Raw genomic sequence first — 22,267 nt, 5'->3', positions numbered from 1 at the left:
ATTAGGCGGGGGGATTGAGTTGATGGATAATCAAGCAAAGATTAAGAAAGCGATAGCCAAAGTCATTTCGGGCCAGCATCTGGAGCGGGCCGAAGCCAGTGAGGTCATGTCGGCTATTATGGATGGGGAAGCCACTTCCGCGCAGATCGGCAGCTTGATGACCGCCATGCGGATGAAAGGCGAAACGATCGATGAAATTACCGGATTTGCGGAATCCATGCGCAGCAAGGCCAACCGGGTACGTACGGAGCAATTCGATCTGCTCGATACTTGCGGAACGGGGGGAGACGGCGCCAATACGTTCAATATTTCCACGGCATCGGCGATCGTCGCTGCCGCAGGCGGAATTCGGGTGGCGAAGCACGGCAACCGGGCTATGTCCAGTCGCAGCGGAAGCGCGGATGTGCTGGAGAAGCTCGGCGTAAACATACAGTTGAACAGCGTACAGGCCGCCGACTGCTTGAATCGGATCGGAATATGCTTCATGTTTGCGCAGGATTTTCATCCTTCTATGAAGCATGCAGCTGGGCCGAGACGAGAGCTCGGGGTCAGAACGGTGTTCAATCTTCTGGGGCCGCTCACGAACCCGGCGGGGGCCGACCGTCAGCTGCTCGGTGTCTTCGACCGCTCCAAGACCGAGCTGCTCGCACATGTATTGAACGCACTGCAGCTTAAGCGCGGACTTGTCGTTGCGAGCTACGATGGATTGGATGAAATCAGCATTTCCGCTCCGACCCAGGTAACGGAGTTATTGGAAGGAGAGGTTCGGACTTATACGATTTCTCCGGAAGAGCTCGGGCTTCGGACCTATCCGCTGCAAGAAGTGTCCGGAGGAGATGCGGAGACGAATGCGCAGATTATCCATTCGATTCTGGATGGTCGTCAAGGAGCGTACCGGGACATTGTGCTGGCCAACGCGGGAGCGTGCTTCTATGTGGCCGGGCGTTGTTCCTCCCTGCGGGATGGTGTACAATTGGCAGCGGAGGTTATCGATTCGCGCCGGGCCAGCCGCAAGCTGGACGAATTAATTCATTGCACAGGAGAATTGAGCCATGTATCTTGATCGAATCGTTGAGACGAAACGAATGGAAGTCGCGGCGCTGAAGGAGCGATTCTCCCTTACCGAAGCGGAGAGACAAATAGCGGAACTGCCTGCTTGTTTAGGCTTTGGGGAGAAGCTTGCCAGAGGCCGTAACCGTCCCATGGGTTTGATTGCGGAAGTGAAGAAGGCATCCCCTTCCAAGGGACTGATCCGGGAGGATTTCCATCCTGTTAATATAGCTCGGACGTATGAAGAGGCCGGGGCGGACTGCTTGTCCGTTCTGACGGATGTAGAGTATTTTCAAGGGAGCAACCGTTATTTGCAGGAGATTAGAGAGGCGGTCCGGCTTCCTATCCTGCGCAAGGATTTCACGATCGATTACCGCCAAATTTACGAGGCCCGTCTGATCGGTGCGGATGCGGTCCTTCTGATAGCTGCAATTCTGACAGCGGAAGAGATGAAGGAGATGCTGCAAATAAGCAGCGACCTGGGATTGGATGCGCTGGTGGAAGTGCATGACCGGGAAGAGCTGGAGCGGGTCTTGGAGCTGGATGCTTCCTTGATTGGAATCAATAATCGCAATTTGAAGACCTTCGTTACCGATCTGGCGGCGACCGAGTCGCTGATTCGCCACATTCCGCAGGAAGCGACAATCGTCAGCGAAAGCGGCATATCCCGTCCGGAGGAGATCCGTTATTTGCTGGCGTCCGGCGCTCATGCCGTTTTGGTGGGCGAGCATTTTATGAGGCAGCATAATATCGGATGGGCCGTGAAACAGTTGATGGGAGAGCCCGGCACCGAAGAGGTGGCGAGATGATCCGCCCAGCGGTTAAAATTTGCGGATTGCAGACGATCGAAGCGGTCCGCTCGATTCTTTCCTTGCCGATAGAGTATATCGGTTTTGTTTTTGCCCCGAGCAAGAGAAGAGTGACCGGCCGCCAGGCCGCAGAGATGACCGGGGAATTGGTGAGGGAGCGGGAACAGAGAAGACCGGCTCCCGCATCTGTTGGAGTCTTCGTCAATCCTGAACCGGAAGAGCTTGAAGAGATACTGAAGATCGTTCCGTTGGATGTTATACAGCTCCATGGACGGGAATCCCCCGAATATTGCCATCAAGTGAAGGAGAGATTCGGGACAGGATTGTTCAAAGCCGTCTCGATTTCCATGTCGCAGACCGCTTCTCCCGCAGATTTCGTATTGCCCTTCGCCGGCTCGGTGGATGCCATATTATTGGACACATATGATCCTGTACATGGTGGAGGCAGCGGGAAAACCTTCAACTGGAAGGTCATTCCCGACTATTTGGAGCTGACCCGGGCCGCAGGAATGAAATTGATCGTTGCAGGAGGCTTAACCACCGATAATGTGAGCGGGCTGATCTCTGCATACCAACCTGACGGAGTGGACGTTTCCAGCGGGGTGGAGACGGAAGGACAGAAGGATATAGCTAAAATCAAACAGTTTGTGGAAAGGGTGAAAAGCCGATGACTCAGGTCCCGGATCAATATGGCCGGTATGGCAAATTCGGAGGACGCTATGTTCCCGAAACATTAATGAACGCACTGCTGGAGCTGGAAGAAGCTTTTACACATTACATGAAGGATCCCGAATTTTTAAGCGAGGTCCGATATTTGCTTAAACAGTACTCGGGTAGACCTACACCTCTGTACTTTGCGGAAAGGTTAACCGGACATCTGGGCGGAGCCAAAATCTATTTGAAGCGCGAGGATTTGAACCATACCGGCGCACATAAAATCAACAATACGATCGGTCAGGCCGTTCTGGCGAAGCGAATGGGGAAGACGAAAATCATTGCCGAAACGGGAGCCGGTCAGCACGGGGTGGCTACGGCGACTATTGCCGCACTTCTCGGGCTGGAATGCAAGGTGTTCATGGGCGAGGAAGATACCAAGCGCCAGCAGCTGAATGTGTTCCGGATGAAATTGCTCGGCACAGAGGTCGTTCCGGTCACTTCCGGTTCGAGAACGTTGAAGGATGCCTGCAACGAAACCCTTCGTTATTGGGCGGCAAATGTAGAGGATACGTATTATGTGCTGGGCAGCGTCACGGGCCCTCATCCGTATCCGAAGATGGTGCGCGATTTTCAGCGAATTATTGGCGATGAATCCAGGGAACAGATATTGGAAACGGAAGGAAGGCTTCCGGATTTGGTCATCGCCTGTGTAGGCGGCGGAAGCAATGCGATGGGGATGTTCTATCCTTTCGTACAGGATTCGGAGGTTCGCTTGATGGGAGTTGAGGCGGCAGGGGCCGGGATCGATACCGATGAGCATGCGGCCACGATGACCAATGGTACGCCGGGGGTCTTCCAGGGCTCGCTGAGCTTCGTTCTTCAGGATGAATATGGCCAGGTGCAGCCCGCTCATTCGATTTCCGCCGGACTGGATTATCCGGGAATCGGACCGGAGCATGCCTACTTGAAGGACAGCGGCCGGGCGGAATACGTGCCGATCACGGACCGGGAGGCATTGGATGCCCTGCAATTGCTCAGCCGCAAGGAAGGAATTATTCCCGCCCTGGAAAGCGCCCATGCAGTAGCCCAGGCGGTAAAAATAGCTCCGACGATGTCCCCTGATCAAACGATTATTGTCAGCCTCTCCGGCCGGGGCGATAAAGATGTGGAGTCGATCATGAAATACTTGGGAGGGGATGGACAATGAATCTTATCGACGAACGTTTCTCGTCACTTAAGGAAAAGGGACAAACTGCCCTCATGCCGTTCATATCCGTTGGCGATCCGGACTTGGCCACTTCGGTGGACATTATTCTCGAGCTGGAAAAAGCGGGAGCCGATATGGTCGAGCTGGGTGTCCCCTATTCAGACCCGTTGGCGGACGGGCCGGTGATTCAGCGTTCCTCGCTGAGAGCGCTGCAGCACCGGGTCACAATTGTCGACTGCATTCGCATTGCACGGCAATGCCGCGATCGAGGCAGCAAGCTGCCGTTTATTATTTTCACCTACTACAATCCGGTGCTGCAGCTTGGGCTGGAAAGATTTTTCGAATTGCTGCGCGAGAACGACGTGAGCGGCATCATTATCCCGGATCTGCCGCTGGAAGAGAACGGGCAGGTGCTGGAGCTGTCGAGACAGTATAACATTCATCTGATTCCGCTCGTCGCCCCGACCTCCAATGACCGGATCCAGCGAATTACTTCGCAAGCCGCCGGTTTTATCTATTGCGTCTCTTCGCTGGGCGTTACCGGAACCCGTTCGCAATTTTTCGAGGGTATTGATTCATTCCTTGATACGGTTAAGCGATCCACCGAGGTGCCGATAGCGATCGGGTTCGGGATCTCTTCCCGGGAGCAGGTCGACAATTTTTCCAAAAAGTGTGACGGAGTCGTGGTCGGAAGTGCGATTGTCCGCAAAATCGAAGAAACACTCCCGCTTTTAAGCCAGGAAGAGACAAAATCGGCCGGTCTCTTGCAAATTCGTGAATTTGTGCGACAATTAAAAGCGTAACTTATTTTTTCATATTGGGGTGTTGGCCGTGCAGCCGAAGAAGAATATCGTTCATTTACCGGTCTATCAGCCGGGTAAACCTATTGAAGAAGTGAAGAGAGAACTGGGGCTCACGGAAGTCATCAAGCTGGCTTCCAACGAGAATCCGTTCGGATGCTCCGAGAAAGCTAAGGAAGCGATAGCTTCGGAAATAGCAAACACAAGCCTTTATCCGGACGGCGGTGCTGTTGAATTAACCGCGGCTTTGGCCGAGCATCTCGGGGTCGAGCCGAATCAGATCATTTTCGGCGCCGGTTCGGATGAAGTCATTTTGATGATCTCCCGCGCATACTTTGAAGCCGGGGATGAAACGGTCATGGCTTCCCATACCTTCCCGCAGTATAAGCACAATGCGGAAATCGAGGGAGCGGTTTGTATCGAGGTTCCTCTTCAAGACGGGACCCATGATCTGGAAGCCATGCTCGAAGCGATTACGGAGCGGACGAAAGTCGTTTGGATCTGTAATCCGAATAATCCGACCGGAACGATGGTTACGCATGAGCAGATTGAAGCGTTTATGAAGAAGGCGCCTTCCAACGTATTGGTTGTGCTGGATGAAGCTTATGCCGAATACAATACGACATCGGAATACCCGGACGGCTTCCGGCTTCTGAAGACCTATCCGAATCTTATTTTGCTTCGCACTTTTTCCAAAATATACGGTTTGGCTTCACTAAGAATCGGATACGGCGTAGGTCATCCGGATGTCATTCGTTCGATCAATCAAGTGAGAGAGCCTTTCAATACGTCCCGATTCGGTCAAGCGGCCGCTCTGGCTGCCGTTAAGGATCAAGCTTTCATTGACCGCTGCCGCAAGGAGAATGCGGCAGGCATTCGTTATTTGACCGGAGAATTTGACCGGATGGGCTTGTCCTATTATCCGGCGCATGGAAATTTCATCATGGTAGACGTCAAGCGGTCGGCTGCGGACGTATTCAACGGACTGCTGCGCCAAGGGTTCATTGTCCGTGGGGGCCATCAGTTGGATTTCCCGACCAAAATTAGAGTGACCGTAGGAAGCCAAGAGCAGAATGAGAAATTCATCCGGGCGCTCGAGAACGTATTGGCGGAAATCGGAGTGGAAGCATAAGTGGGCTTTATAAAGGACGAAGCTAAGACCATTTCGATCTTTGGCGTCGGATTAATGGGGGGATCGCTGGCTCTTTGCTTTAAAGGAAAGCCGGGCCTGCGGGTAGTGGGCCATTCCCCCAATCCGGCCTCCGTGAACAAATATTTGGAACGGGGAGTCGTCGATGAAGCAACGACTTCGTTCGAGCAGGCGGCCTGCGATGCCGACTATATTTTTCTATGCGTTCCCGTAGGTCAACTGGAGCCTTATCTGGAGCGTTTAAGCAACCTGCCGCTGAAGCCGGGCTGCATCATTACCGATGTAGGCAGCACCAAAGCATCGGTTATGGATTACGCGCGCAAGCTGCAGTTTAAGGACGCTTATTTCATAGGGGGCCATCCGATGGCCGGCTCGGAGCGGTCCGGGGTGGAGGCCGCTTCCAGCTATTTGTACGAGAATGCTTTCTATGTACTAACTCCCCTGGAATCCACTCCTGAAGAGGTTTACGGCAGGCTGGAGAACCTTCTGCGCTGGACGAAGGCTCATGTTGTCCGGATGGATTCCGGGCTTCACGACGATATCGTCGGCGCCATCAGCCATCTTCCGCATATTATTGCGGTTGCTTTAGTGAATCAAATTGCGGCCTACAATAAGGACAATCCTTATTATGAGCGTCTGGCCGCCGGGGGATTCCGCGATATTACCCGGATTGCCTCCGGAGATCCGGTCATGTGGAGGGACATTCTCGTTCATAATCGGAAGGTTCTGCTGGACTTGCTTAAGGATTGGAATCGGCAGATGGAGCATTTTGTTCAATTGCTGGAGGCGGCGGACGGGCCGGGGATCGAGCAGGAGTTTATCCGTGCCGGACAATTTCGCGGGCAGCTTCCGGAGAGGCGCAAGGGAGTTCTAACCTCTCTCTATGATCTGTATGTGGACGTTCCCGATCACCCGGGCATTGTCGGCAGTATAGCCACACAGCTCGGTAATGAAGGAATCAACCTGCGCAACATTCAAATTATCGAAAGCCGCGCGGATGTCCCCGGGGTACTCAGGCTTTCCTTCGATAATGAGAAGGATTATGAGAAAGCGGCAAATTTGCTCAAAGAGCAATATACGGTTCATCAATAGTTTTCCGGATAGGTAGAAAGCAGGCTTTGGACAAGCCTGCTTTTTCCATGGGAAATAAGTTCTTGGAAGGTTGCGCTATTTTAATTACAAAAAAATATAAAACGTTTTCAAAAAAACCATTGACAAAATGAAAACGGATTCATATAATAAAAGTACAGTATGGTTTCTCTCCACTCCTATCCGAATATTTGCACGATGTGCAGCCGCCGATTCAATCGGCGGTTCTTTTTTTTGTTTAATAAAAGTGTCGAAAATAGGCTTGGTGCATGATCAAAGGGAATCTCGGTCACATCGTGAGGAAAGGCGTTTAATCTACAGCAAGCTTAATCAATATAATTCTACATTTTTTTTGAAAATGTTGGCGAAAAAGAAGGAATTATTGAATTTACCGCGAATAACTATATCAACATGTATTTGTCCGTGGCAATCTTATACATCCTCCGATCCCTGTCAGCATACAGTAATGGCAGGGCTTCGGAAGTTTTGTCATTTTTCAGAAGCTATGAACGTAAAATTTTGATCGTGGTGCGCAACTTTTTCCTCCCCAGCAGAGTACAACAGGATAGGAGGCTGGGATTAACGAACGAGGATCGCAAGGAGGATCGTTTGTGATGACCGATTCCCAGTTGATTAGAGAAATTAAAGATGGAAATGTGGAACTTTATTCCGAATTAATGCAGCGTTATGAACGGAAGATTTTTACATTTGTGTTTCACATGCTCAAGAGCGCCGGCTTGGAAGCGATGGCAGACGATTTGTGTCAAGAATCGTTCTACAAAGCTTATCGAAGCTTGTCCACTTTTCGCGAAGTAGAAGCTTCCTTCTCCACCTGGTTATATACCATTGCGCGGAATACCGTATTGAGCGAGCTTCGCAGGCATAAGCATGTCAAGGTTTCGCTGGAACAAAGCGGACATACTCCGCAAGCTGCTTCGGAAACACTTCCCGAGCAGACGGTTCTTCGCAATGAGAAGGTTTCGATGGTCCGCAGAGCCATTAACAATCTCCCGGAGAAACAGAGGTCTGCCCTTATTTTGCGGGAGTACGACCAGTTGGACTATCAGGAAATCGCGAATATTCTTGGACAGACGGTCAGTGCGGTGAAGTCGTTGTTGTTTCGCGCAAGGGCCAGTGTCAGGATGCAGCTCGAGCCGTACGTTCTTGATCCCATCTTGACTGATATTGAAGGGATGAATCGTTAATGAATTGTGCCGAGGTTCAGGATCTCATCGAGATTTATACCGATCTTCCTCCGGACGATGAACGGCGTTTGCGTGTGGATGAGCACGTTAACCATTGTACGGATTGCAAGAATGAACTCCAGATATGGATTGAGAGTGCCGAATGGATCGCCAGGGAGGAGGCCTTGCCTTCGTCTCGTCCGGCAGCGATGGAAGGCCCTGAGTTTTCCAGTCGGGTCATGAACCGGATTTACGAGCAGGAGAGCTGGAGAACGCCGGTTTCCGATCGAATCTACTCCATTTCCTATAAGGTAAGACGCAGGCTGACCGCATTCATTTCGTTTTGCTTGGCGCTGTTTATGTTTAGCTTTCTGTATTCCTTGGTCTATCGCCCGGCACCCGAATCCCAACCGGTGGAAAGCGGGATATTTGGTTTCCATCAGGCGGTCAGCGCGGCTGACAATTATGCGGAGCCCTCGCTCCACACTCAGGTTATGATGCAAAGCGCCTCTTCCAAGACGGCCATAATCGAGCCGCTCAAGCTGGGGCCGATTCAGACTTATCCTGACTACTTGCTAGTCATTTCCTTCCTGGGTTTAATTGCCGCATTGCTGATCATGAATTGGCTTTCCCGAATAAGAGCATAGGACGGCCGCTCCCATTAGGGGGCGGTTTTTTTCTCTTGCGGGATAGGGTGATTTTATACCGAAATTAATGTATTTGCAGGCGTCTCCCCGAGTGCTCTGAATCGCTCTAAATTGATGCATCATCGCAGGAATTTGTCTTCAATAACGGCGGGCGGCTACTAGGGTCATAAGTCATTTTATACGGATTCTTTACCAAGGGTGGTTCCATGCATTATCCAAACAAGGAATATGTTGTCAAAAACCGTTCATACTAACAACAAAAAGAATGAACGGAGGCATCCGGTAATGAATCTCGCAGATATGTTAAGCTATGCCGACATACGTGAGTTAAGCCATATCGCTCGAACTTATGCCTGCGAATGCAGCACGAACTCCAAGAACGAGCTGATTCAATCGATTCTGTCGAGCATTGGCCGCAAGGAAGTGTTTGAGCAGCAGGTAGGAGGGCTATCCATGGAGGATATCCGTTTTCTTAACTCCCTGCTGTTTGAGAGGCGGGATTTATTCAGTTTGGAAGAATTACTGGCGCGCGCGAACCAGACCCGATTCGTTAAAGAAGAAGCTTCCGACTGGAATCCGCGAGATACGATAGTGAAGTTTAAACATAGGGGTTGGTTATTTAATGGACATTCCCAACAGACGAGATATCTTTTTCAAGTCCCGCAAGATTTGAAACGTAAAATCGGTGAAGCCTTAACCAAGCAATTTGCGGCAAAGCTGCAATACATTGGTACCGATCCGACGGTCTACCGGGATGAGCAGGAGCTGCTTGTTCAAGATTTGTCGGCATTGCTGCGTTATTTGCAGCAGCAGGAGGTGCAATTGTCGGCAGACGGGTATATTTATAAACGGAATCTTCAGCAATTGCTGGAGAGCTTTGCCGTTCAGGAAGAGCAGGTCGGGCGGACAGCTTGGCGTTTTGGCTACGGGAGACGTTTTAAGGAATATCCTAACCGCTTTTCCCTTATATATGATTATTGCTATTATCAGGGCTTGATCACGGAAGAGCAGCAGGTCCTGGAGCTTACACTTGAGGGGCGAAAGAGGCTGGAACAAGGCCGGACGGAGGATGTTCAGGATATTTATCATTTTTGGCTGAGACTGTACAAAGGAGCTATCCCCAATCTGCAGTCGCTGGTGCAATGGATTGACAGACTGGCCCATTCGTGGGTAACGGTCGCTTCTCTGGAGCAGGTTCTCGTCCCCCTTATCAAGCCATTCTACTACGATGCTCCAGAGTCTATATTGAATCATCGCATTCTCCAAATGATGATGCATATCGGCTTGATTAAAATCGGGGAAGAGGAAGGGCTCGGCAGGGTCGTGATGATGACCAAGCTTGGCAGCGGCGTCATTAAAGGCACCTATGTAAAGGAAGAGGATAAAATAGAACTGCCGATTGACAAGCCTTAACGGGCTTGCTACAATCACACCCGAACCTGTAAGTCGTACATCCAAACTGATCGGAGTGAAGCGAATGAAGCACGATTACCGGGGGGTATACCCGACATTGCACCCGAGCGTTTTCGTTGCGGAAGGAGTTCAGATTATCGGCGACGTCCATCTCGATGAAGATTGCAGTCTTTGGTACAATGCGGTTCTGCGGGGAGATCTTGCACCGATTCGGATAGGCCGGCGTACGAATATTCAGGACGGATGCATCGGCCATGTGAATACCGGACAGCCTTTGCTTGTGGATGAGGAAGTGTCGGTTGGACACGGGGCCATCATTCATGGCTGCCAAATCGGCAAAGGCTGCTTGATCGGAATGGGAGCGATTCTGTTGAATGGCGCTCAAATAGGGGAATATTCCATGATCGGTGCCGGCTCTGTTGTGACCGAGAATAAGGTCATTCCGCCCTATACTCTGTCATTAGGGACTCCGGCCAGAGTCATACGGGAGTTGACGGAAGCGGATTTGGAGCGAATGAAGAGGACGACCGCAAGCTATGTGGATAAAGGAAGGGAATACAGGGAGAGGAGAGGCTTTCATGAAATTTAGCGAAATCGAAAAGGATCAATGGGAGGAGCTGCGTCCTTATTTGGACACATGCCTGCTCCCGCTTACGGGGCTGACAGGAGATGAAACTCCATGGCAGGCTACCGAGGCTCTGGAGAAGCTGAGAGATGCGATGGATTGGATAGAAATCCCTTACAAAGGCCGTATTGTTACTTATCCTGCCCTTCATTATACTTCGGAAATTTCCCAATTCGCCACTCATGTAAACGAAGTTTGCAAAAAGTTGAAAGAGGTAGGGTTCCGATATGTTATTCCCATCTCTAACGACCCCCGCTTGAACGATCTTGTACTGCCGGAGGCCGATGTATTCGTTTCGGCGAAGAGTATCGGGAACGGGAGAAGCGGAATCGGCCAGATAATCGAATCCATTTGGTCACAAAGTCCTTCCGGGGATGAATGAGAATGTTCATTTGGGAGAACTCTAAAAAAAGCTTCCAAAGGTAGCTTTTTATGGCGAACGTTCAAGATTGTTTAAGATCTTTACCGGATCATATGAAAACAAACTATCCGTCGCGGTAAAAGAAGCTTCCGTCGATGCCTTTTCAAAGATGTTGTCGATTCCTTAAAGGTAGCTTATTAGGCGATTTAGCGAGTGTGACTTCTTCGAAGCCTAATCGCTTGCATCGTATAAAAATTTCAATTGTGACAATTTGGTTAATAATTGCTTTATTCGCTGCAAAACCATTGGGAAGTGGACAAGCCATGTTCTTGACGCCCCCATGGTCGTAGGCTATTATAGTTTATGTCCTAGTATATTATGTAATGACTTGTCGATTGCGACGTGAGATATATGGCTAAAGGGGGTAGAACCAGCACATGAGCGAGAACAAAGACCAAGGAACCCAATATCCAGTTGATGAAACCAGTCCCAAGCGCGAGATGTCTCGTCGCCAATTCCTGAGCTATGCTCTGGGAGGAACAACTGCTTTTATGGCTATGGGGCCCATGATCCCGATGCTTCGTTTTGCAGTGGATCCGATTCTGCAGACGAAAGGCGAGGCCGATTGGGTGAAGGTCGTTGAGGAGAGCAAGATTCAGTCGGAGCCTCAATCTTTCAAGTTTCAAGTTCAGCAAGTCGATGGTTGGTATGAGAGCACGCCGACGCTTGAGGCTTGGATTGCCAAGGATGATTCCGGCAATATTTTTGCTCTGAATCCGACCTGTAAGCATCTGGGTTGCACCGTTAACTGGAACAATCCGAAGTTTCCTAACCAATACTACTGTCCATGTCATGACGCTCACTACACTAAGGAAGGCAAGAACCTTGCGGTAGCGCCTGCACCATTGGATCAGTATGAAGTGAAGATTGAAGGCGGCTTCGTTTATTTGGGCAAGCTGCATCCGAATGAGATAGTCAAATAAGGAGGCGTGCTATTAAATGCTGAAAAGTGTTTATAACTGGATTGACGAACGCCTTGACATAACACCAATGTGGAGAGACGTGGCCGACCACGAGGTTCCGGAACACGTCAACCCTGCGCATCACTTTTCCGCTTTCGTGTATTGCTTTGGCGGATTGACGTTCTTTGTTACGGTTATTCAAATTCTGTCCGGCATGTTCTTGACGATGTACTACGTGCCAGATATCGTAAATGCGTACAATAGCGTTGATTACCTTCAGCATCAAGTGGCGTTCGGTGTTATCGTTCGCGGCATGCATCACTGGGGTGCCAGCTTGGTTATCGTCATGATGTTCCTACATACGCTACGGGTTTTCTTCACAGGATCCTACAAGAATCCTCGCGAGATGAACTGGGTAGTAGGAATGCTTATTTTCTTCGTAATGCTTGGCCTTGGTTTTACAGGTTATCTTCTTCCGTGGGATAACAAAGCTTACTTTGCAACTCAAGTAGGTATTAAAATTGCGGAAAATGCACCTTTCATCGGAGATTATGTGAAGACGTTCCTGCAAGGGGGCGACATTGTAGGGGCACAGACCTTAACGAGATTCTTCGCACTGCATGTGTTCTTTCTCCCTGCTGTACTGTTAGGCTTGTTGGCGGCCCACTTCTTCATGATCCGCAGGCAGGGGATTGCAGGTCCGCTATAAGGTTAAGTTCATAAGGCAGAGCTTTAACAGTATCTGAGAAAGTTGTGGAAGCCGAAGAAGGAGGAGGGGTAAAGCGTGGCCCATGGTCCTAAATCGAATGAAAAGATAGTCTACGTCGGCGATTCGCGTATTCGCAAGAAAGAATTCCGGCCGCATCCACAAGATTATACCTCTTATCCCGGCAAGTCCGAGGCGTTCATCCCGAACTTCTTGTTGAAGGAATGGATGGTTGCGGTCGTTGCTTTGGTCGGTATTCTGGTTCTGGTTATGTCTGAGCCGGCACCGCTCGGGTATCCTGCCGATCCGACGAACACGGCGATTATTCCGATGCCGGACTGGTATTTCTTGTTCATGTATCAATTGCTTAAGTATCCGTACACTTCGGATCAGTATGTTGTGCTCGGAACGATAGTTCTGCCCGGTATTATGTTCGGCGGCTTGTTGCTGGCGCCTTTCCTGGATACCGGTAAAGAAAGACGTTTCTACAGAAGACCGATCGCTTCTTCCCTAATGCTGGTTTCGTTGGCTGCCGTCACATACCTGACGGTATACTCCTGGGACCACTATACGAAGGAGCTGGAGCGTCAAGGCCTCGTTCCGGATCATATTAAAGCGGAAGAGGAGCGGAAGGCGGCTAAAGAAGAAGGCCGCGAGCCCGATATTCGCAAGAAACCGGAATCCGCAGCTATTCCTATCGTGGATCCGGACAGCGAAGGGGCGCAAATTTATGCCAAATCGACTTGTCTCAGCTGTCACCAGGCGGACTTGAGCGGAGGCGCGATGCCTGCTTTGCTCGGAATTGGTGATAAGTATGACAAAGCGGGAATTCTTGATATTATCAAGAACGGTAAGGGCGGAATGCTGGCCCAATATGACACCAATATTGCCAATGGGCTGACCGATGCCGATATCGATACATTGGCTGAATGGCTGTCGAAGCAGAAAGCCCAATAATCCGTACGATAACCTGACCCTTCGCAAGATGTGGTCAGGTTTTTTCTTGAAATATAAGAAAGGATAAGTTTTACTTTATACCTGTTCTTATTTTTCATGGTAAACGCGCCCGTCCAAAGGACGGCGATGGGCCGTTTATCCTTGACATCTTAGTTCCGGGTTGTTACAGGGGCTTGCCTGGCAGGATAAAAGCTCGAAAGGAGGTAGCCGTATGCCGAATGAAATTGTGTGGAAGACAGTAATGAGCCGCTCTTTTCTGACGTCACCGTTTATGCTGTGGTCTTTGTTCTGGATAAATAGCTTAGGAACGGTATATGGTTACTATTGGTACTGGGATCAACTCGTCTATACCGTTTCTAACAGACCATTGTGGATGGTTTTGCTTGTTCCGGATAGTCCGACGGCAAGCTTGTTTTTTACACTGGCGCTCATCTTTCTTCTGCGTGACCGGTTCAAAGGGCCGGTAAGCACGCCTGTTCGCCGCATCATTGAGACGGTGGCAGTAGTCGCTTCCTTCAAATACGGGATTTGGGCCGTAGCTATGATTGTCGGCGGAGCCTATCAGGGTGAGCCCATGGCATGGCAGGATTGGATGCTTATCGGATCGCATTTGGGCATGGCTGCGGAAGCGCTGCTGTTCGTCCGCTTCTTTCAGATTCGTCCCATCTCCTGGCTGATTGCTGCATTATGGGTACTAGGCAACGATTTTATCGACTACTCCTACGAAATTTACCCTTGGCTGCCTGATGCCCTTACGGAAAATATAGATCAGGTAAAGGCCTTTACGTGGGGGCTCAGCTTGTTCTCCGTCTTGTTGTTCGGCTGGATAGGACTTGCTAAAAAATCACGTTCAGACAGGGTCTAAATAAGGACATCCCCCCATATCATGATGTTGAGGAGGGGATGTCCTATGTTGTTAAATAGAAGATTTCGTGCGTTAAGTGCAGGCTTTGTACTTGTTACCTTGATCCTTGGAGGCTGCGGAGAGGTAAATACGCCAACCGATCCGCAGGCACAAGAGGGAAATTCGCGGGAAATGGTTAAACTGGAGCGAATCAACCAATGGGCGAATGAAATGTATCAGCAGACAGCTTCCGGCAATGTTGTTGGAGGTAAGGAAAAGCTGGACGATATTTCAGAGCAGTTAACGAAAATCCAATTTTCCGGAATTACCTCGCTGGAAGGGATGAATGCTTTATTCGACACTATTGAGCAGGCAAAAAGGAAATTCAATTCTGTTCAAACTTCTCCAGAGGAAGCTCTGCAGGAGGCTGTTAAAATCCGCTTGATAGCTGATGCAATGACTCATCAATATTCACCCATGTGGTTGGAATTCGATAAAGCGATTCGGTCCGAACTGAGAAGAATGGAGCTGGCCGCGAGCCGCCAGCAAGATCAGGAATTGTCCGGTACATTCCAGAGACTGGAGGATCGATACGAAACCATTCGTGCGTCCATAATGGTTAGCCGAAATCCGGAGATTGTGGAAAAATTGGACTCGTTGTTCGTTTTTATCAAACACCAAATGCAGTCCACCCCGATTCCGTATACAGAAATCCGCTCAGCGGCCAAAGAGTTGGACAATGCCCTTCGCGAGGTGTTTTATTCGGCTGACGAACGGACGGCCTATCTGCCTATAGTAGAAGGCAAAGATCCGATAATATGGTCTGCAGCAATGGGCGCCATTATATTAACGGTTCTCGGCTTCGTCGCATGGAAAATGTTTCATTCCGATAAACGGTTCGCGCGCGTTCCAAGAGATCGATAACTCAAGTAACCCTGCCTACGCCGCCATGGGCAATTATGGACAAAGCGGATTTAAGCGTTATTCTTCCTTGAAGCCTTCGCCCAGTACATCCTGTACATCCGCTATAATGATAAAAGCAGTGGGATCAACCGATCGGATAATCATTTTTAACCTCCGGGCCTCTTGACGGGCAACTACACAATACAATACCTCCTTATCCTTTCGGGAATAGGCGCCCTTCGCCGGAAAAATGGTGACACCGCGTTCCAATTCCGAAGTTACCCGGTGGGCCAACAGCTCTCCATTTTCGGTTACGATGGTGAAGGCTTTGGCGGCATAAGCCCCTTCCGTAACGAAATCAATCATTTTAGAGGCGATGAATACGACCACGATTGTGTATAAAACTTTTTCCTTGGGGATATACAGCAGAGAGGAGCCGATAACCAGAACGTCAATCGCCAGAATGATCTGTCCCATGCTCCATCCTTTTCTTTTGTTGATGATCCGGGCCAGAATATCGGAGCCTCCTGTTGTACCGCCGAATCGGAAGACTACGCCTAATCCGGAACCCAAGGTAACACCGGCATAGAGGGTCACGAGGAAGTAGTCCTCACCGGCTAGAGGAATGACCCAGCCGTAGCCGATCAGCATTTCCATAGTCCAGAGGAAGAAGGAGAGGAACAAGGTTCCGAGCACGGTCAAAGCCATAGCTTGATTACCAAATACTCTCCAGCCTATCAAAAATAGGGGAACATTGAGTACAAGGGTTGTTAAGGAAGGAGGTATTCCCAACGCATAGTTAATCAAGAGGGAAACGCCGGTCATGCCCCCTTCCATAAGCTCGTTAGGAATGACAAAATAATGAAGGCCAAAGGCATAGACGGCTGTACCGAGCACAATGGGAATAATGTTGCGGTAAAGCGTGAGATACTTATTCGTCATTTTCTATGTTCGCCTCCTCCATTAATCATGAGAAACGCTGACATCCGGGATTTCGGAAAAGCACCGGAATAGGATTCATAGCTTTTTTAGTATGCCCTTTCTTATCGCCGGGATTTATCCATCCTGCGTGTGAAGCGATTGCAGATGTTATGGATATTAATTTTCCATCTAGACGGGTTAAACCTTCTTAGAGTTTGGAATTATTATACAAATTTATCTGACTAGAAAGCATTCTAGCCACTAATTAGAAATGCTGCATGATCACGAACGATCAGTTCGTCGATTTGTTCGTGTTAAAGCTTCTTAATTAAGAGGCTTTTTTCGTGTATGTACTTATCTCCACCGTTTGTAATGAGCGATTCTTCGAAAAATAATTTGTCTTCAAGACGTCTTTGCGTTAACATGTATTTTAGCTGCACTGCTTTATTGCAGTGAATAACAGTGAAGGGAATAACCCCTGCAAGACAGAAAGTAAAGGAAGGGATCCCATTGGCGGATAAAAGCTTAAAGGAAATGCAGAATGAGGTCGACCGTTATATTTCTCAATTTAAAGAAGGATATTTCAGCCCTCTTTCCTTGTTGGCCCGGCTTTCGGAAGAAGTGGGCGAACTGGCGAGGGAGGTTAATCATCGATACGGTGAAAAGCCGAAGAAGCCGACGGAAGAAGAAAATTCTATCGAAAATGAGCTTGGCGATCTGTTGTTTATCCTGATCTGCTTTGCCAATTCCTTGGGCATTGATTTAACTAAAGCCCATGATGACGTACTTGAAAAATTTCAAACCCGGGATGCCAATCGGTGGACTCCGGTTAACAATGAAAATCAATAATACATATGCTATACCATCACCTTTCATCCATAAGGCATTAGGAAGGGATGGCGACGCATGGACGGATATGAAGCTATGCAGGAGGCTTATCAATCGATTCTTGCTCACGATTTCGACCAGGCGATTGCGTGGTTTAAGCAGGCTGTTAAAGCTTGCCCGGACAATGCGGAATATCATTACCGGTTGTCGATATCCTGCATGCGCAGCAGCCGTTTGACGGAGGCTTCTATTCATGCCCGGAGGGCCGCTGAGCTGGAGCCGGACGACGACACATACCGGTCCCATTACGAAAGGGTGCGGGCCAGGGAGCATGTGGCGCAAGCGCAAAATTATTTGGAGGAAGGACGGGACAGGGCTTACTTCTCGATTCTGCTGTTGAAGCAGGCAGTAGAGCTGGACCCGTTATCGACTGACGCTTATTTGCTGTTAGGAATGGCTTACGCGGATGTCGACGATTATCGCTCCGCACTGAGGGCTATATCCGAAGTGCTCCGGTTGGAACCGGATCATTCATTAGCAATTAGGCTCAAACAGGAATACGAGCAGCAGCTTCATCAATATACGACATCATCAACGAAGTTTGAGAAAAGCGAGGGTAAATAGAATGAATAATCCAATTAAAGTAGCAGTGACAGGTGCAGGAGGCCGAATGGGCCGGGAAGTGGTCAAGATGGTACTGGAGGATCCCGAGCTGCGGCTGGTAGCGGCGATTGATCACTCCGGAGACGGCCGGGACGCAGGGGAGATGGTCGGGTTGGGAGCCTGCGGAATCAAGCTTACATCCGATTTGGAGCTGGCATTAGTTGAAGGGCAGCCCGATGTCATGGTTGATTTTACAATTCCCCAAGCAGTTATGGGGAATGCACGTACAGCCATTAAGCATAAAGTACGTCCTGTTATAGGAACAACCGGCTTCCGACCGGAAGATATTGAGGAGTTGGACAGGCTTTGCAAGGCCCAGGGCATTGGCGGTATCATTGCACCCAATTTCTCGATCGGAGCTATTCTGATGATGAAATTTGCCGCCCAGGCGGCCAAATATATGCCTCATGTGGAAATTATCGAATATCACGGCGACCAGAAGCTGGACGCTCCTTCAGGCACAGCCGTCAAGACGGCGGAATTAATATCGCAGAACCGTCAAGAGCTGCGTCAGGGAAATCCCAATGAGGAAGAGACGATCGAGGGAAGCCGGGGAGGTTACTACGACGGCTTCAGAATTCACAGTGTCCGGCTTCCCGGGGTATTCGCCCAGCAGGAAGTCATCTTCGGCGGCTATGGTCAAACATTAAAGATCCGCCACGACTCCTACGAAAGAGCGGGCTATATGCCGGGTGTGAATCTCGCTGTCAAGAAAGCAATGGGATTGGACGGCATCGTATACGGCTTTGATCATTTTATCGATTAAAGCTATTCAGGGTAATTTATATTCATAAAGATTGAATTCAACAACGGCAGCAACGGAGGGAGTGTAAACCATGAGCTTGCAAATCGCATTAATTGCACATGACCGGAAGAAAGAAGAAATGGTCAATTTTGTCATCGCCTATGAATCCGTTTTTGCAAACCATCAGCTATATGCTACCGGAACCACCGGCCAAAAAATTATGGACAGCACCCAGCTTAAGGTTCACCGATATATGTCGGGACCGCTGGGCGGGGATCAACAAATCGGAGCGCTTGTCGCGCAAAATATATTGGATTTGCTCATTTTCTTGCGTGATCCTCTTATGGCCCAGCCGCATGAGCCCGATATTATCGCTCTGCTCCGACTGTGCGATGTACAGGGCATCCCGGTGGCCACGAACGTAGCGACCGCAGAGCTTCTGGTCAGAGCCCTGGATCGCGGTGATTTCGCCTGGCGGGAGCTGGTTCATAAATATAAGCCGGAGGGAGAGCAATGACCAAGTCGTTGGATATGCTGGTGTTCGGGGCCCATCCTGACGATGCCGAGATAGGCATGGGCGGAACGATAGCCAAGCATGTGGAAGCAGGCCGCAGCGTCGGAATATGCGATTTGACCTTTGCCGAGATGTCCTCCAACGGAACGGTGGAAACGCGCAAGCGGGAGGCTGCGCATGCAGCGAAGGCGCTGGGGGTGACCCTCAGAGCCAACTTGGGCCTGCCCGATCGGGGGCTGCAGCTTATTAAGGAGCAGTTGGACGAGATTACTCTGGCGATCCGCAGGTATAAACCGCGAATGGTTTTCTGCCCCTATTGGGAGGACAGGCATCCGGATCATGTGCTCTGCAGCCGCATGGTTCAAGAGGCGGTTTTCAGTGCCAAGCTGCGCAATTATTTGCCCGATACCGAGGCACATTCGGTCGAGCAGGTTTATTTTTACTTTATCAACGATGCGATAGACCCGGATGTTATGATAGATATAAGCAGCCAGTATTCCAAGAAGAGAGAGGCGCTGATGGCCTACCGCTCCCAATTTGAGCCTGCGGAAGCATCCCGGGGGCAGGTGAAGACCCCTCTGAATCAAGGGTATCTGGACAATGTTGAGGCAAGGGACAGGCTTCTCGGGCAGAAGCGTCTTGTCCCATATGCTGAAGGATTTGTGAGCAAGCTTCCTCTAATTGTTAATCTATTTTGACGCCGTTAGGAATAAACTTATTTGGGAATGGATGATACTGGAAGAGGGGCTGAGCCATGAGTGACAGATTAAAAATCGGAATTACCTGTTATCCGACGCTGGGCGGGTCCGGCGTTGTCGCTACCGAGCTCGGCAAGCTGTTGGCGGAGAAGGGGCATGAGGTTCATTTTATTACCCACAGCATTCCTTTTCGCTTGGGCGGCAAATTTGATAAAAATATTTTCTATCATGAGGTGGAAGTGAGCGATTATTATGTCTTCCGCTACCCGCCTTATGACCTGTCGCTGGCCAGCAAGCTGGCCCAGGTTGCCAAGAGGGAGAAGCTGGACCTGCTGCATGTTCATTACGCTATTCCTCATGCCGTATGTGCTTTGTTGGCTAAACAGATGGTCGGAGAGCATCTTAAAGTCGTCACTACTTTGCACGGGACCGATATTACCGTTCTTGGCCATGACGAGTCGTTAAGCGACCTGATTTGTCATGCGATCAACGAGAGCGATGCGGTGACCGCGGTATCCGAGGATCTGATCGCCGAGACGAGAGAGACGCTGCTCATCGACCGGCCGATCGATTTGACTTACAATTTCGTCGATAAACGGGTGTATTATCCGAGAGACGCTTCCGGTCTCAGAAGCGAGATCGCGAAGCCGGAGGAAAAGATTCTGATTCATATCTCCAATTTTCGCCCGGTTAAAAGAGTGCTTGACGTCGTGGACATCTTCGCCCGTGTGCAAAGCCGCATCCCGGCTAAGCTGTTATTCGTAGGGGAAGGACCGGACCTGAACAAAGCCATATGCAAGGTGAGAGAGCTGGATTTGTCCGATAAAGTTCTTTTTTGGGGAAAGCAGGATGACGTTGCGCAGGTAATCTCATTAGCTGACGTTATGCTTCTTCCTTCGGAAAAAGAAAGCTTCGGTCTGGTGGCTCTCGAAGCGATGGCCTGTGGGGTGCCTACCGTCGGCTCGCATGCGGGGGGAATTCCCGAGCTGGTAGCGGACGGCGTGACCGGTTACTTGGCGCCCATCGGGGATACGGAGCAAATGGCTTCTGCGGTCGTGAGGCTGCTCCAGGATGAAGCCTTGTTCCGTGAATTCAAGGAGGCCTGCCTCCATCGCGCCAGAACCGTCTTCTGCAATGATCTAATCACTTATCAGTATGAGCAAATTTATTACCGGGTATTGGGGCGTCCGGCGCCGGAATGGAATGCGGATGTCAACAGCCTGTGCATGGGGTAATAAGAATGATTCCGTTGGAACCGGAAGCGGTTTATGTATTGAACCGTCTTAAAGAGAACGGGTACGAAGCATATGTTGTCGGAGGCTACGTGCGGGATCAGCTAAGAGGCCAGCCGACGAATGACATTGATATAGCGACATCCGCCCTGCCGGAACAAACTATGGCTCTATTCGAGCGTACTGTTCCGACAGGGCTTCAGCATGGGACCGTCATGGTATTGTATGGCGGTAAATCCTATGAAGTCACGACGTTCAGGACGGAGTCGGATTATGAGAACTACCGGCGTCCCCAGGAAGTCACCTTCGTGCAAAACCTCGAACAGGATTTGCAGCGCCGGGATTTTACCATTAACGCAATGGCGATGGATGGGACAGGCTCGGTCATCGATCCTTTCGGCGGATTGGAAGATTTGCAGAACGGGCTCATTCGCTGTGTAGGAGATGCCCGGGAGCGGTTTCGCGAGGACGCGTTAAGGATGGTCCGCTGCGTTCGTTTTGCCGCCAATTATCGCTTTCGGATAGAGAGCTCTACCTGGGAGTCGTTAATAGCGAACCGGGATCTGCTGCAGCATATCGCTATGGAGAGAATCAGGGCGGAATGGGACAAGATGATGGAGGGTTCGGACCCTTACCGGGGGCTTGTTCTGTTGGTGAACAGCGGGCTGCTGCATTTTTTGAAAAGAAAGCCGGACTGGCCCGTTATCCGCTGGACTGCGGAAGAGGAACTGCCCGCAGAGCTTTCCCTTCTCAATCTATTGGATCGCCCGTTATTGCGCTGGGCCTGGCTGTTGAGAAGTATGGAGCTGTCCGCAGAGGCGGCCCGCCATGGGTTGTCTATGCTGACCTTCTCCAGGCTGGCCATCGACAAGGTGATCAAGCTTATCGAAATGGACGGGCATTTAATAGCCAAGTCTGCAGACCCAGGCCAGGAAGAGTTGGAACAGGTATGGAAAGAAGCGGTTCTGCGATATGGTGCGGATGCTGCGGCGGAGTGGCTTGCTCTGGCGGATGCGGCAGCAGCGGGACGTTTACGGAATCCTCCATTGGCAATCGGTCCTGCATGGAGCTCGGTCCCGGCGGATGAAGGGCGCCGTTGGCTGAAGGAGATGCCGGTGACCGGGATTAGAGAGCTGGCGGTTTCCGGGTCAGATCTGTTGACTCTAACCAGTCGGCAAGGGGGACCTTGGCTCGGCCGGGTTATGGACCGGCTAATGCTTGAGGTAGCTCTCGGCCGTTGTGCTAACCGTAAAGAAGACCTGTTGGACAAGGCTAAATATTATTTGGCAAATGAGTGATGGA

25 protein-coding genes are annotated in these 22,267 nt (G+C 50.3%); 24 read left to right on the top strand and 1 reads right to left on the bottom strand.

Annotated features, from left to right (window positions below; all coding sequences use genetic code 11):
• The first annotated feature begins 22 nt into the window (after positions 1 to 22).
• From trpD to FS806_RS03850, 17 genes are all read left to right on the top strand, one after another.
• Entirely contained in the window at positions 23 to 1,063 is a 1,041-nt protein-coding gene (gene trpD / locus FS806_RS03930) for an anthranilate phosphoribosyltransferase (protein WP_144933311.1), read from the top strand.
• The gene (trpC, locus tag FS806_RS03925) at positions 1,053 to 1,859 is read left to right on the top strand and encodes an indole-3-glycerol phosphate synthase TrpC (RefSeq protein WP_144933310.1); all 807 of its coding nucleotides are present in this window, start codon (positions 1,053 to 1,055) and stop codon (positions 1,857 to 1,859) included. The genes trpD and trpC overlap by 11 nt, the downstream gene beginning before the upstream one ends.
• Complete coding sequence (locus tag FS806_RS03920; RefSeq protein ID WP_144933309.1) at positions 1,856 to 2,530, top strand: phosphoribosylanthranilate isomerase; 675 nt, start codon at positions 1,856 to 1,858, stop codon at positions 2,528 to 2,530. The genes trpC and FS806_RS03920 overlap by 4 nt, the downstream gene beginning before the upstream one ends.
• The gene (gene trpB, locus FS806_RS03915; RefSeq protein ID WP_144933308.1) at positions 2,527 to 3,723 is read left to right on the top strand and encodes a tryptophan synthase subunit beta; all 1,197 of its coding nucleotides are present in this window, start codon (positions 2,527 to 2,529) and stop codon (positions 3,721 to 3,723) included. The genes FS806_RS03920 and trpB overlap by 4 nt, the downstream gene beginning before the upstream one ends.
• The gene (trpA, locus tag FS806_RS03910) at positions 3,720 to 4,526 is read left to right on the top strand and encodes a tryptophan synthase subunit alpha (RefSeq protein ID WP_144933307.1); all 807 of its coding nucleotides are present in this window, start codon (positions 3,720 to 3,722) and stop codon (positions 4,524 to 4,526) included. Before trpB ends, trpA begins: the two co-directional genes overlap by 4 nt.
• Before the next feature lie 28 nt (positions 4,527 to 4,554).
• Positions 4,555 to 5,655: a histidinol-phosphate transaminase gene (hisC, locus tag FS806_RS03905; protein WP_144933306.1), complete on the top strand. Its 1,101-nt coding sequence runs from the start codon at positions 4,555 to 4,557 to the stop codon at positions 5,653 to 5,655.
• On the top strand, positions 5,656 to 6,765 hold the full coding sequence (locus tag FS806_RS03900; protein WP_260981968.1) for a prephenate dehydrogenase: 1,110 nt from the start codon (positions 5,656 to 5,658) through the stop codon (positions 6,763 to 6,765).
• 611 nt (positions 6,766 to 7,376) lie between these two features.
• Positions 7,377 to 7,967 carry an RNA polymerase sigma factor gene (locus tag FS806_RS03895; RefSeq protein ID WP_144933392.1) on the top strand — a complete coding sequence of 197 codons (591 nt, stop codon included), beginning with the start codon at positions 7,377 to 7,379 and terminating at the stop codon, positions 7,965 to 7,967.
• The gene (locus FS806_RS03890; RefSeq protein WP_144933305.1) at positions 7,967 to 8,593 is read left to right on the top strand and encodes an anti-sigma factor family protein; all 627 of its coding nucleotides are present in this window, start codon (positions 7,967 to 7,969) and stop codon (positions 8,591 to 8,593) included. Before FS806_RS03895 ends, FS806_RS03890 begins: the two co-directional genes overlap by 1 nt.
• A gap of 285 nt (positions 8,594 to 8,878) precedes the next feature.
• Positions 8,879 to 10,006 (top strand): hypothetical protein, encoded by a 1,128-nt coding sequence (locus tag FS806_RS03885; RefSeq protein WP_144933304.1) that lies wholly within the window; start codon positions 8,879 to 8,881, stop codon positions 10,004 to 10,006.
• A 64-nt stretch (positions 10,007 to 10,070) separates the two neighbouring features.
• Positions 10,071 to 10,595 (top strand): gamma carbonic anhydrase family protein, encoded by a 525-nt coding sequence (locus FS806_RS03880; RefSeq protein ID WP_144933303.1) that lies wholly within the window; start codon positions 10,071 to 10,073, stop codon positions 10,593 to 10,595.
• On the top strand, positions 10,585 to 11,013 hold the full coding sequence (locus FS806_RS03875) for a DUF2487 family protein (RefSeq protein WP_144933302.1): 429 nt from the start codon (positions 10,585 to 10,587) through the stop codon (positions 11,011 to 11,013). Before FS806_RS03880 ends, FS806_RS03875 begins: the two co-directional genes overlap by 11 nt.
• Positions 11,014 to 11,429: 416 nt before the next feature.
• Positions 11,430 to 11,975, top strand: a complete 546-nt coding sequence (locus FS806_RS03870) for a Rieske (2Fe-2S) protein (protein WP_144933301.1) — start codon at positions 11,430 to 11,432, stop codon at positions 11,973 to 11,975.
• 16 nt (positions 11,976 to 11,991) lie between these two features.
• The gene (qcrB, locus tag FS806_RS03865) at positions 11,992 to 12,663 is read left to right on the top strand and encodes a menaquinol-cytochrome c reductase cytochrome b subunit (RefSeq protein WP_144933300.1); all 672 of its coding nucleotides are present in this window, start codon (positions 11,992 to 11,994) and stop codon (positions 12,661 to 12,663) included.
• A gap of 75 nt (positions 12,664 to 12,738) precedes the next feature.
• Positions 12,739 to 13,617, top strand: coding sequence for a menaquinol-cytochrome c reductase cytochrome b/c subunit (locus FS806_RS03860; protein WP_144933299.1), 879 nt, complete (start codon positions 12,739 to 12,741; stop codon positions 13,615 to 13,617).
• A 211-nt stretch (positions 13,618 to 13,828) separates the two neighbouring features.
• The gene (locus FS806_RS03855) at positions 13,829 to 14,482 is read left to right on the top strand and encodes a DUF1405 domain-containing protein (RefSeq protein ID WP_186328188.1); all 654 of its coding nucleotides are present in this window, start codon (positions 13,829 to 13,831) and stop codon (positions 14,480 to 14,482) included.
• Between the two features lie 45 nt (positions 14,483 to 14,527).
• A complete protein-coding gene (locus FS806_RS03850; RefSeq protein ID WP_186328187.1) occupies positions 14,528 to 15,385 on the top strand; it encodes a sporulation protein YpjB in 858 nt (285 codons plus the stop codon).
• A gap of 57 nt (positions 15,386 to 15,442) precedes the next feature.
• On the opposite strand, the gene FS806_RS03845 is transcribed toward FS806_RS03850, so the two are convergent.
• Entirely contained in the window at positions 15,443 to 16,306 is an 864-nt protein-coding gene (locus FS806_RS03845) for a YitT family protein (RefSeq protein ID WP_144933297.1), read from the bottom strand.
• Positions 16,307 to 16,795: 489 nt separating this feature from the next.
• On the opposite strand from FS806_RS03845, the gene FS806_RS03840 reads away from it, so the two are divergent.
• From FS806_RS03840 to FS806_RS03810, 7 genes are all read left to right on the top strand, one after another.
• Positions 16,796 to 17,134: a nucleotide pyrophosphohydrolase gene (locus FS806_RS03840; protein ID WP_144933296.1), complete on the top strand. Its 339-nt coding sequence runs from the start codon at positions 16,796 to 16,798 to the stop codon at positions 17,132 to 17,134.
• 57 nt (positions 17,135 to 17,191) lie between these two features.
• Entirely contained in the window at positions 17,192 to 17,737 is a 546-nt protein-coding gene (locus FS806_RS03835; RefSeq protein ID WP_144933295.1) for a tetratricopeptide repeat protein, read from the top strand.
• Position 17,738: 1 nt separating this feature from the next.
• Complete coding sequence (dapB, locus tag FS806_RS03830) at positions 17,739 to 18,542, top strand: 4-hydroxy-tetrahydrodipicolinate reductase (RefSeq protein WP_144933294.1); 804 nt, start codon at positions 17,739 to 17,741, stop codon at positions 18,540 to 18,542.
• Positions 18,543 to 18,612: 70 nt separating this feature from the next.
• Positions 18,613 to 19,038, top strand: a complete 426-nt coding sequence (mgsA, locus tag FS806_RS03825; RefSeq protein ID WP_144933293.1) for a methylglyoxal synthase — start codon at positions 18,613 to 18,615, stop codon at positions 19,036 to 19,038.
• Positions 19,035 to 19,733, top strand: coding sequence for a bacillithiol biosynthesis deacetylase BshB1 (gene bshB1 / locus FS806_RS03820; RefSeq protein WP_144933292.1), 699 nt, complete (start codon positions 19,035 to 19,037; stop codon positions 19,731 to 19,733). Before mgsA ends, bshB1 begins: the two co-directional genes overlap by 4 nt.
• 56 nt (positions 19,734 to 19,789) lie before the next feature.
• Positions 19,790 to 20,968, top strand: a complete 1,179-nt coding sequence (gene bshA / locus FS806_RS03815) for an N-acetyl-alpha-D-glucosaminyl L-malate synthase BshA (RefSeq protein WP_144933291.1) — start codon at positions 19,790 to 19,792, stop codon at positions 20,966 to 20,968.
• Positions 20,969 to 20,973: 5 nt separating this feature from the next.
• A complete protein-coding gene (locus FS806_RS03810) occupies positions 20,974 to 22,263 on the top strand; it encodes a CCA tRNA nucleotidyltransferase (protein WP_186328186.1) in 1,290 nt (429 codons plus the stop codon).
• The last annotated feature ends 4 nt before the right edge of the window (positions 22,264 to 22,267 follow it).

The sequence above is a fragment of the Paenibacillus sp. 32O-W genome (assembly GCF_007679495.1).
Lineage (GTDB): Bacteria > Bacillota > Bacilli > Paenibacillales > NBRC-103111 > Paenibacillus_L > Paenibacillus_L residui.
This window is presented reverse-complemented; position numbering and strand designations above follow the sequence as displayed.

What these genes read in the sequence shown, in the direction of transcription:
- FS806_RS03885 (WP_144933304.1), top strand. Translation starts at nt 8,879, where the DNA reads ATGAATCTCGCAGATATGTTAAGCTATGCCGACATACGTGAGTTAAGC.
- mgsA (WP_144933293.1), top strand. Translation starts at nt 18,613, where the DNA reads ATGAGCTTGCAAATCGCATTAATTGCACATGACCGGAAGAAAGAAGAA.
- qcrB (WP_144933300.1), top strand. Translation starts at nt 11,992, where the DNA reads ATGCTGAAAAGTGTTTATAACTGGATTGACGAACGCCTTGACATAACA.
- trpC (WP_144933310.1), top strand. Translation starts at nt 1,053, where the DNA reads ATGTATCTTGATCGAATCGTTGAGACGAAACGAATGGAAGTCGCGGCG.
- FS806_RS03875 (WP_144933302.1), top strand. Translation starts at nt 10,585, where the DNA reads ATGAAATTTAGCGAAATCGAAAAGGATCAATGGGAGGAGCTGCGTCCT.
- FS806_RS03835 (WP_144933295.1), top strand. Translation starts at nt 17,192, where the DNA reads ATGGACGGATATGAAGCTATGCAGGAGGCTTATCAATCGATTCTTGCT.
- FS806_RS03850 (WP_186328187.1), top strand. Translation starts at nt 14,528, where the DNA reads ATGTTGTTAAATAGAAGATTTCGTGCGTTAAGTGCAGGCTTTGTACTT.
- FS806_RS03870 (WP_144933301.1), top strand. Translation starts at nt 11,430, where the DNA reads ATGAGCGAGAACAAAGACCAAGGAACCCAATATCCAGTTGATGAAACC.
- FS806_RS03855 (WP_186328188.1), top strand. Translation starts at nt 13,829, where the DNA reads ATGCCGAATGAAATTGTGTGGAAGACAGTAATGAGCCGCTCTTTTCTG.
- bshB1 (WP_144933292.1), top strand. Translation starts at nt 19,035, where the DNA reads ATGACCAAGTCGTTGGATATGCTGGTGTTCGGGGCCCATCCTGACGAT.
- trpB (WP_144933308.1), top strand. Translation starts at nt 2,527, where the DNA reads ATGACTCAGGTCCCGGATCAATATGGCCGGTATGGCAAATTCGGAGGA.
- bshA (WP_144933291.1), top strand. Translation starts at nt 19,790, where the DNA reads ATGAGTGACAGATTAAAAATCGGAATTACCTGTTATCCGACGCTGGGC.
- FS806_RS03895 (WP_144933392.1), top strand. Translation starts at nt 7,377, where the DNA reads ATGACCGATTCCCAGTTGATTAGAGAAATTAAAGATGGAAATGTGGAA.
- dapB (WP_144933294.1), top strand. Translation starts at nt 17,739, where the DNA reads ATGAATAATCCAATTAAAGTAGCAGTGACAGGTGCAGGAGGCCGAATG.
- FS806_RS03845 (WP_144933297.1), bottom strand. Translation starts at nt 16,306, where the DNA reads ATGACGAATAAGTATCTCACGCTTTACCGCAACATTATTCCCATTGTG.
- FS806_RS03810 (WP_186328186.1), top strand. Translation starts at nt 20,974, where the DNA reads ATGATTCCGTTGGAACCGGAAGCGGTTTATGTATTGAACCGTCTTAAA.
- trpA (WP_144933307.1), top strand. Translation starts at nt 3,720, where the DNA reads ATGAATCTTATCGACGAACGTTTCTCGTCACTTAAGGAAAAGGGACAA.
- FS806_RS03890 (WP_144933305.1), top strand. Translation starts at nt 7,967, where the DNA reads ATGAATTGTGCCGAGGTTCAGGATCTCATCGAGATTTATACCGATCTT.
- FS806_RS03920 (WP_144933309.1), top strand. Translation starts at nt 1,856, where the DNA reads ATGATCCGCCCAGCGGTTAAAATTTGCGGATTGCAGACGATCGAAGCG.
- trpD (WP_144933311.1), top strand. Translation starts at nt 23, where the DNA reads ATGGATAATCAAGCAAAGATTAAGAAAGCGATAGCCAAAGTCATTTCG.
- FS806_RS03880 (WP_144933303.1), top strand. Translation starts at nt 10,071, where the DNA reads ATGAAGCACGATTACCGGGGGGTATACCCGACATTGCACCCGAGCGTT.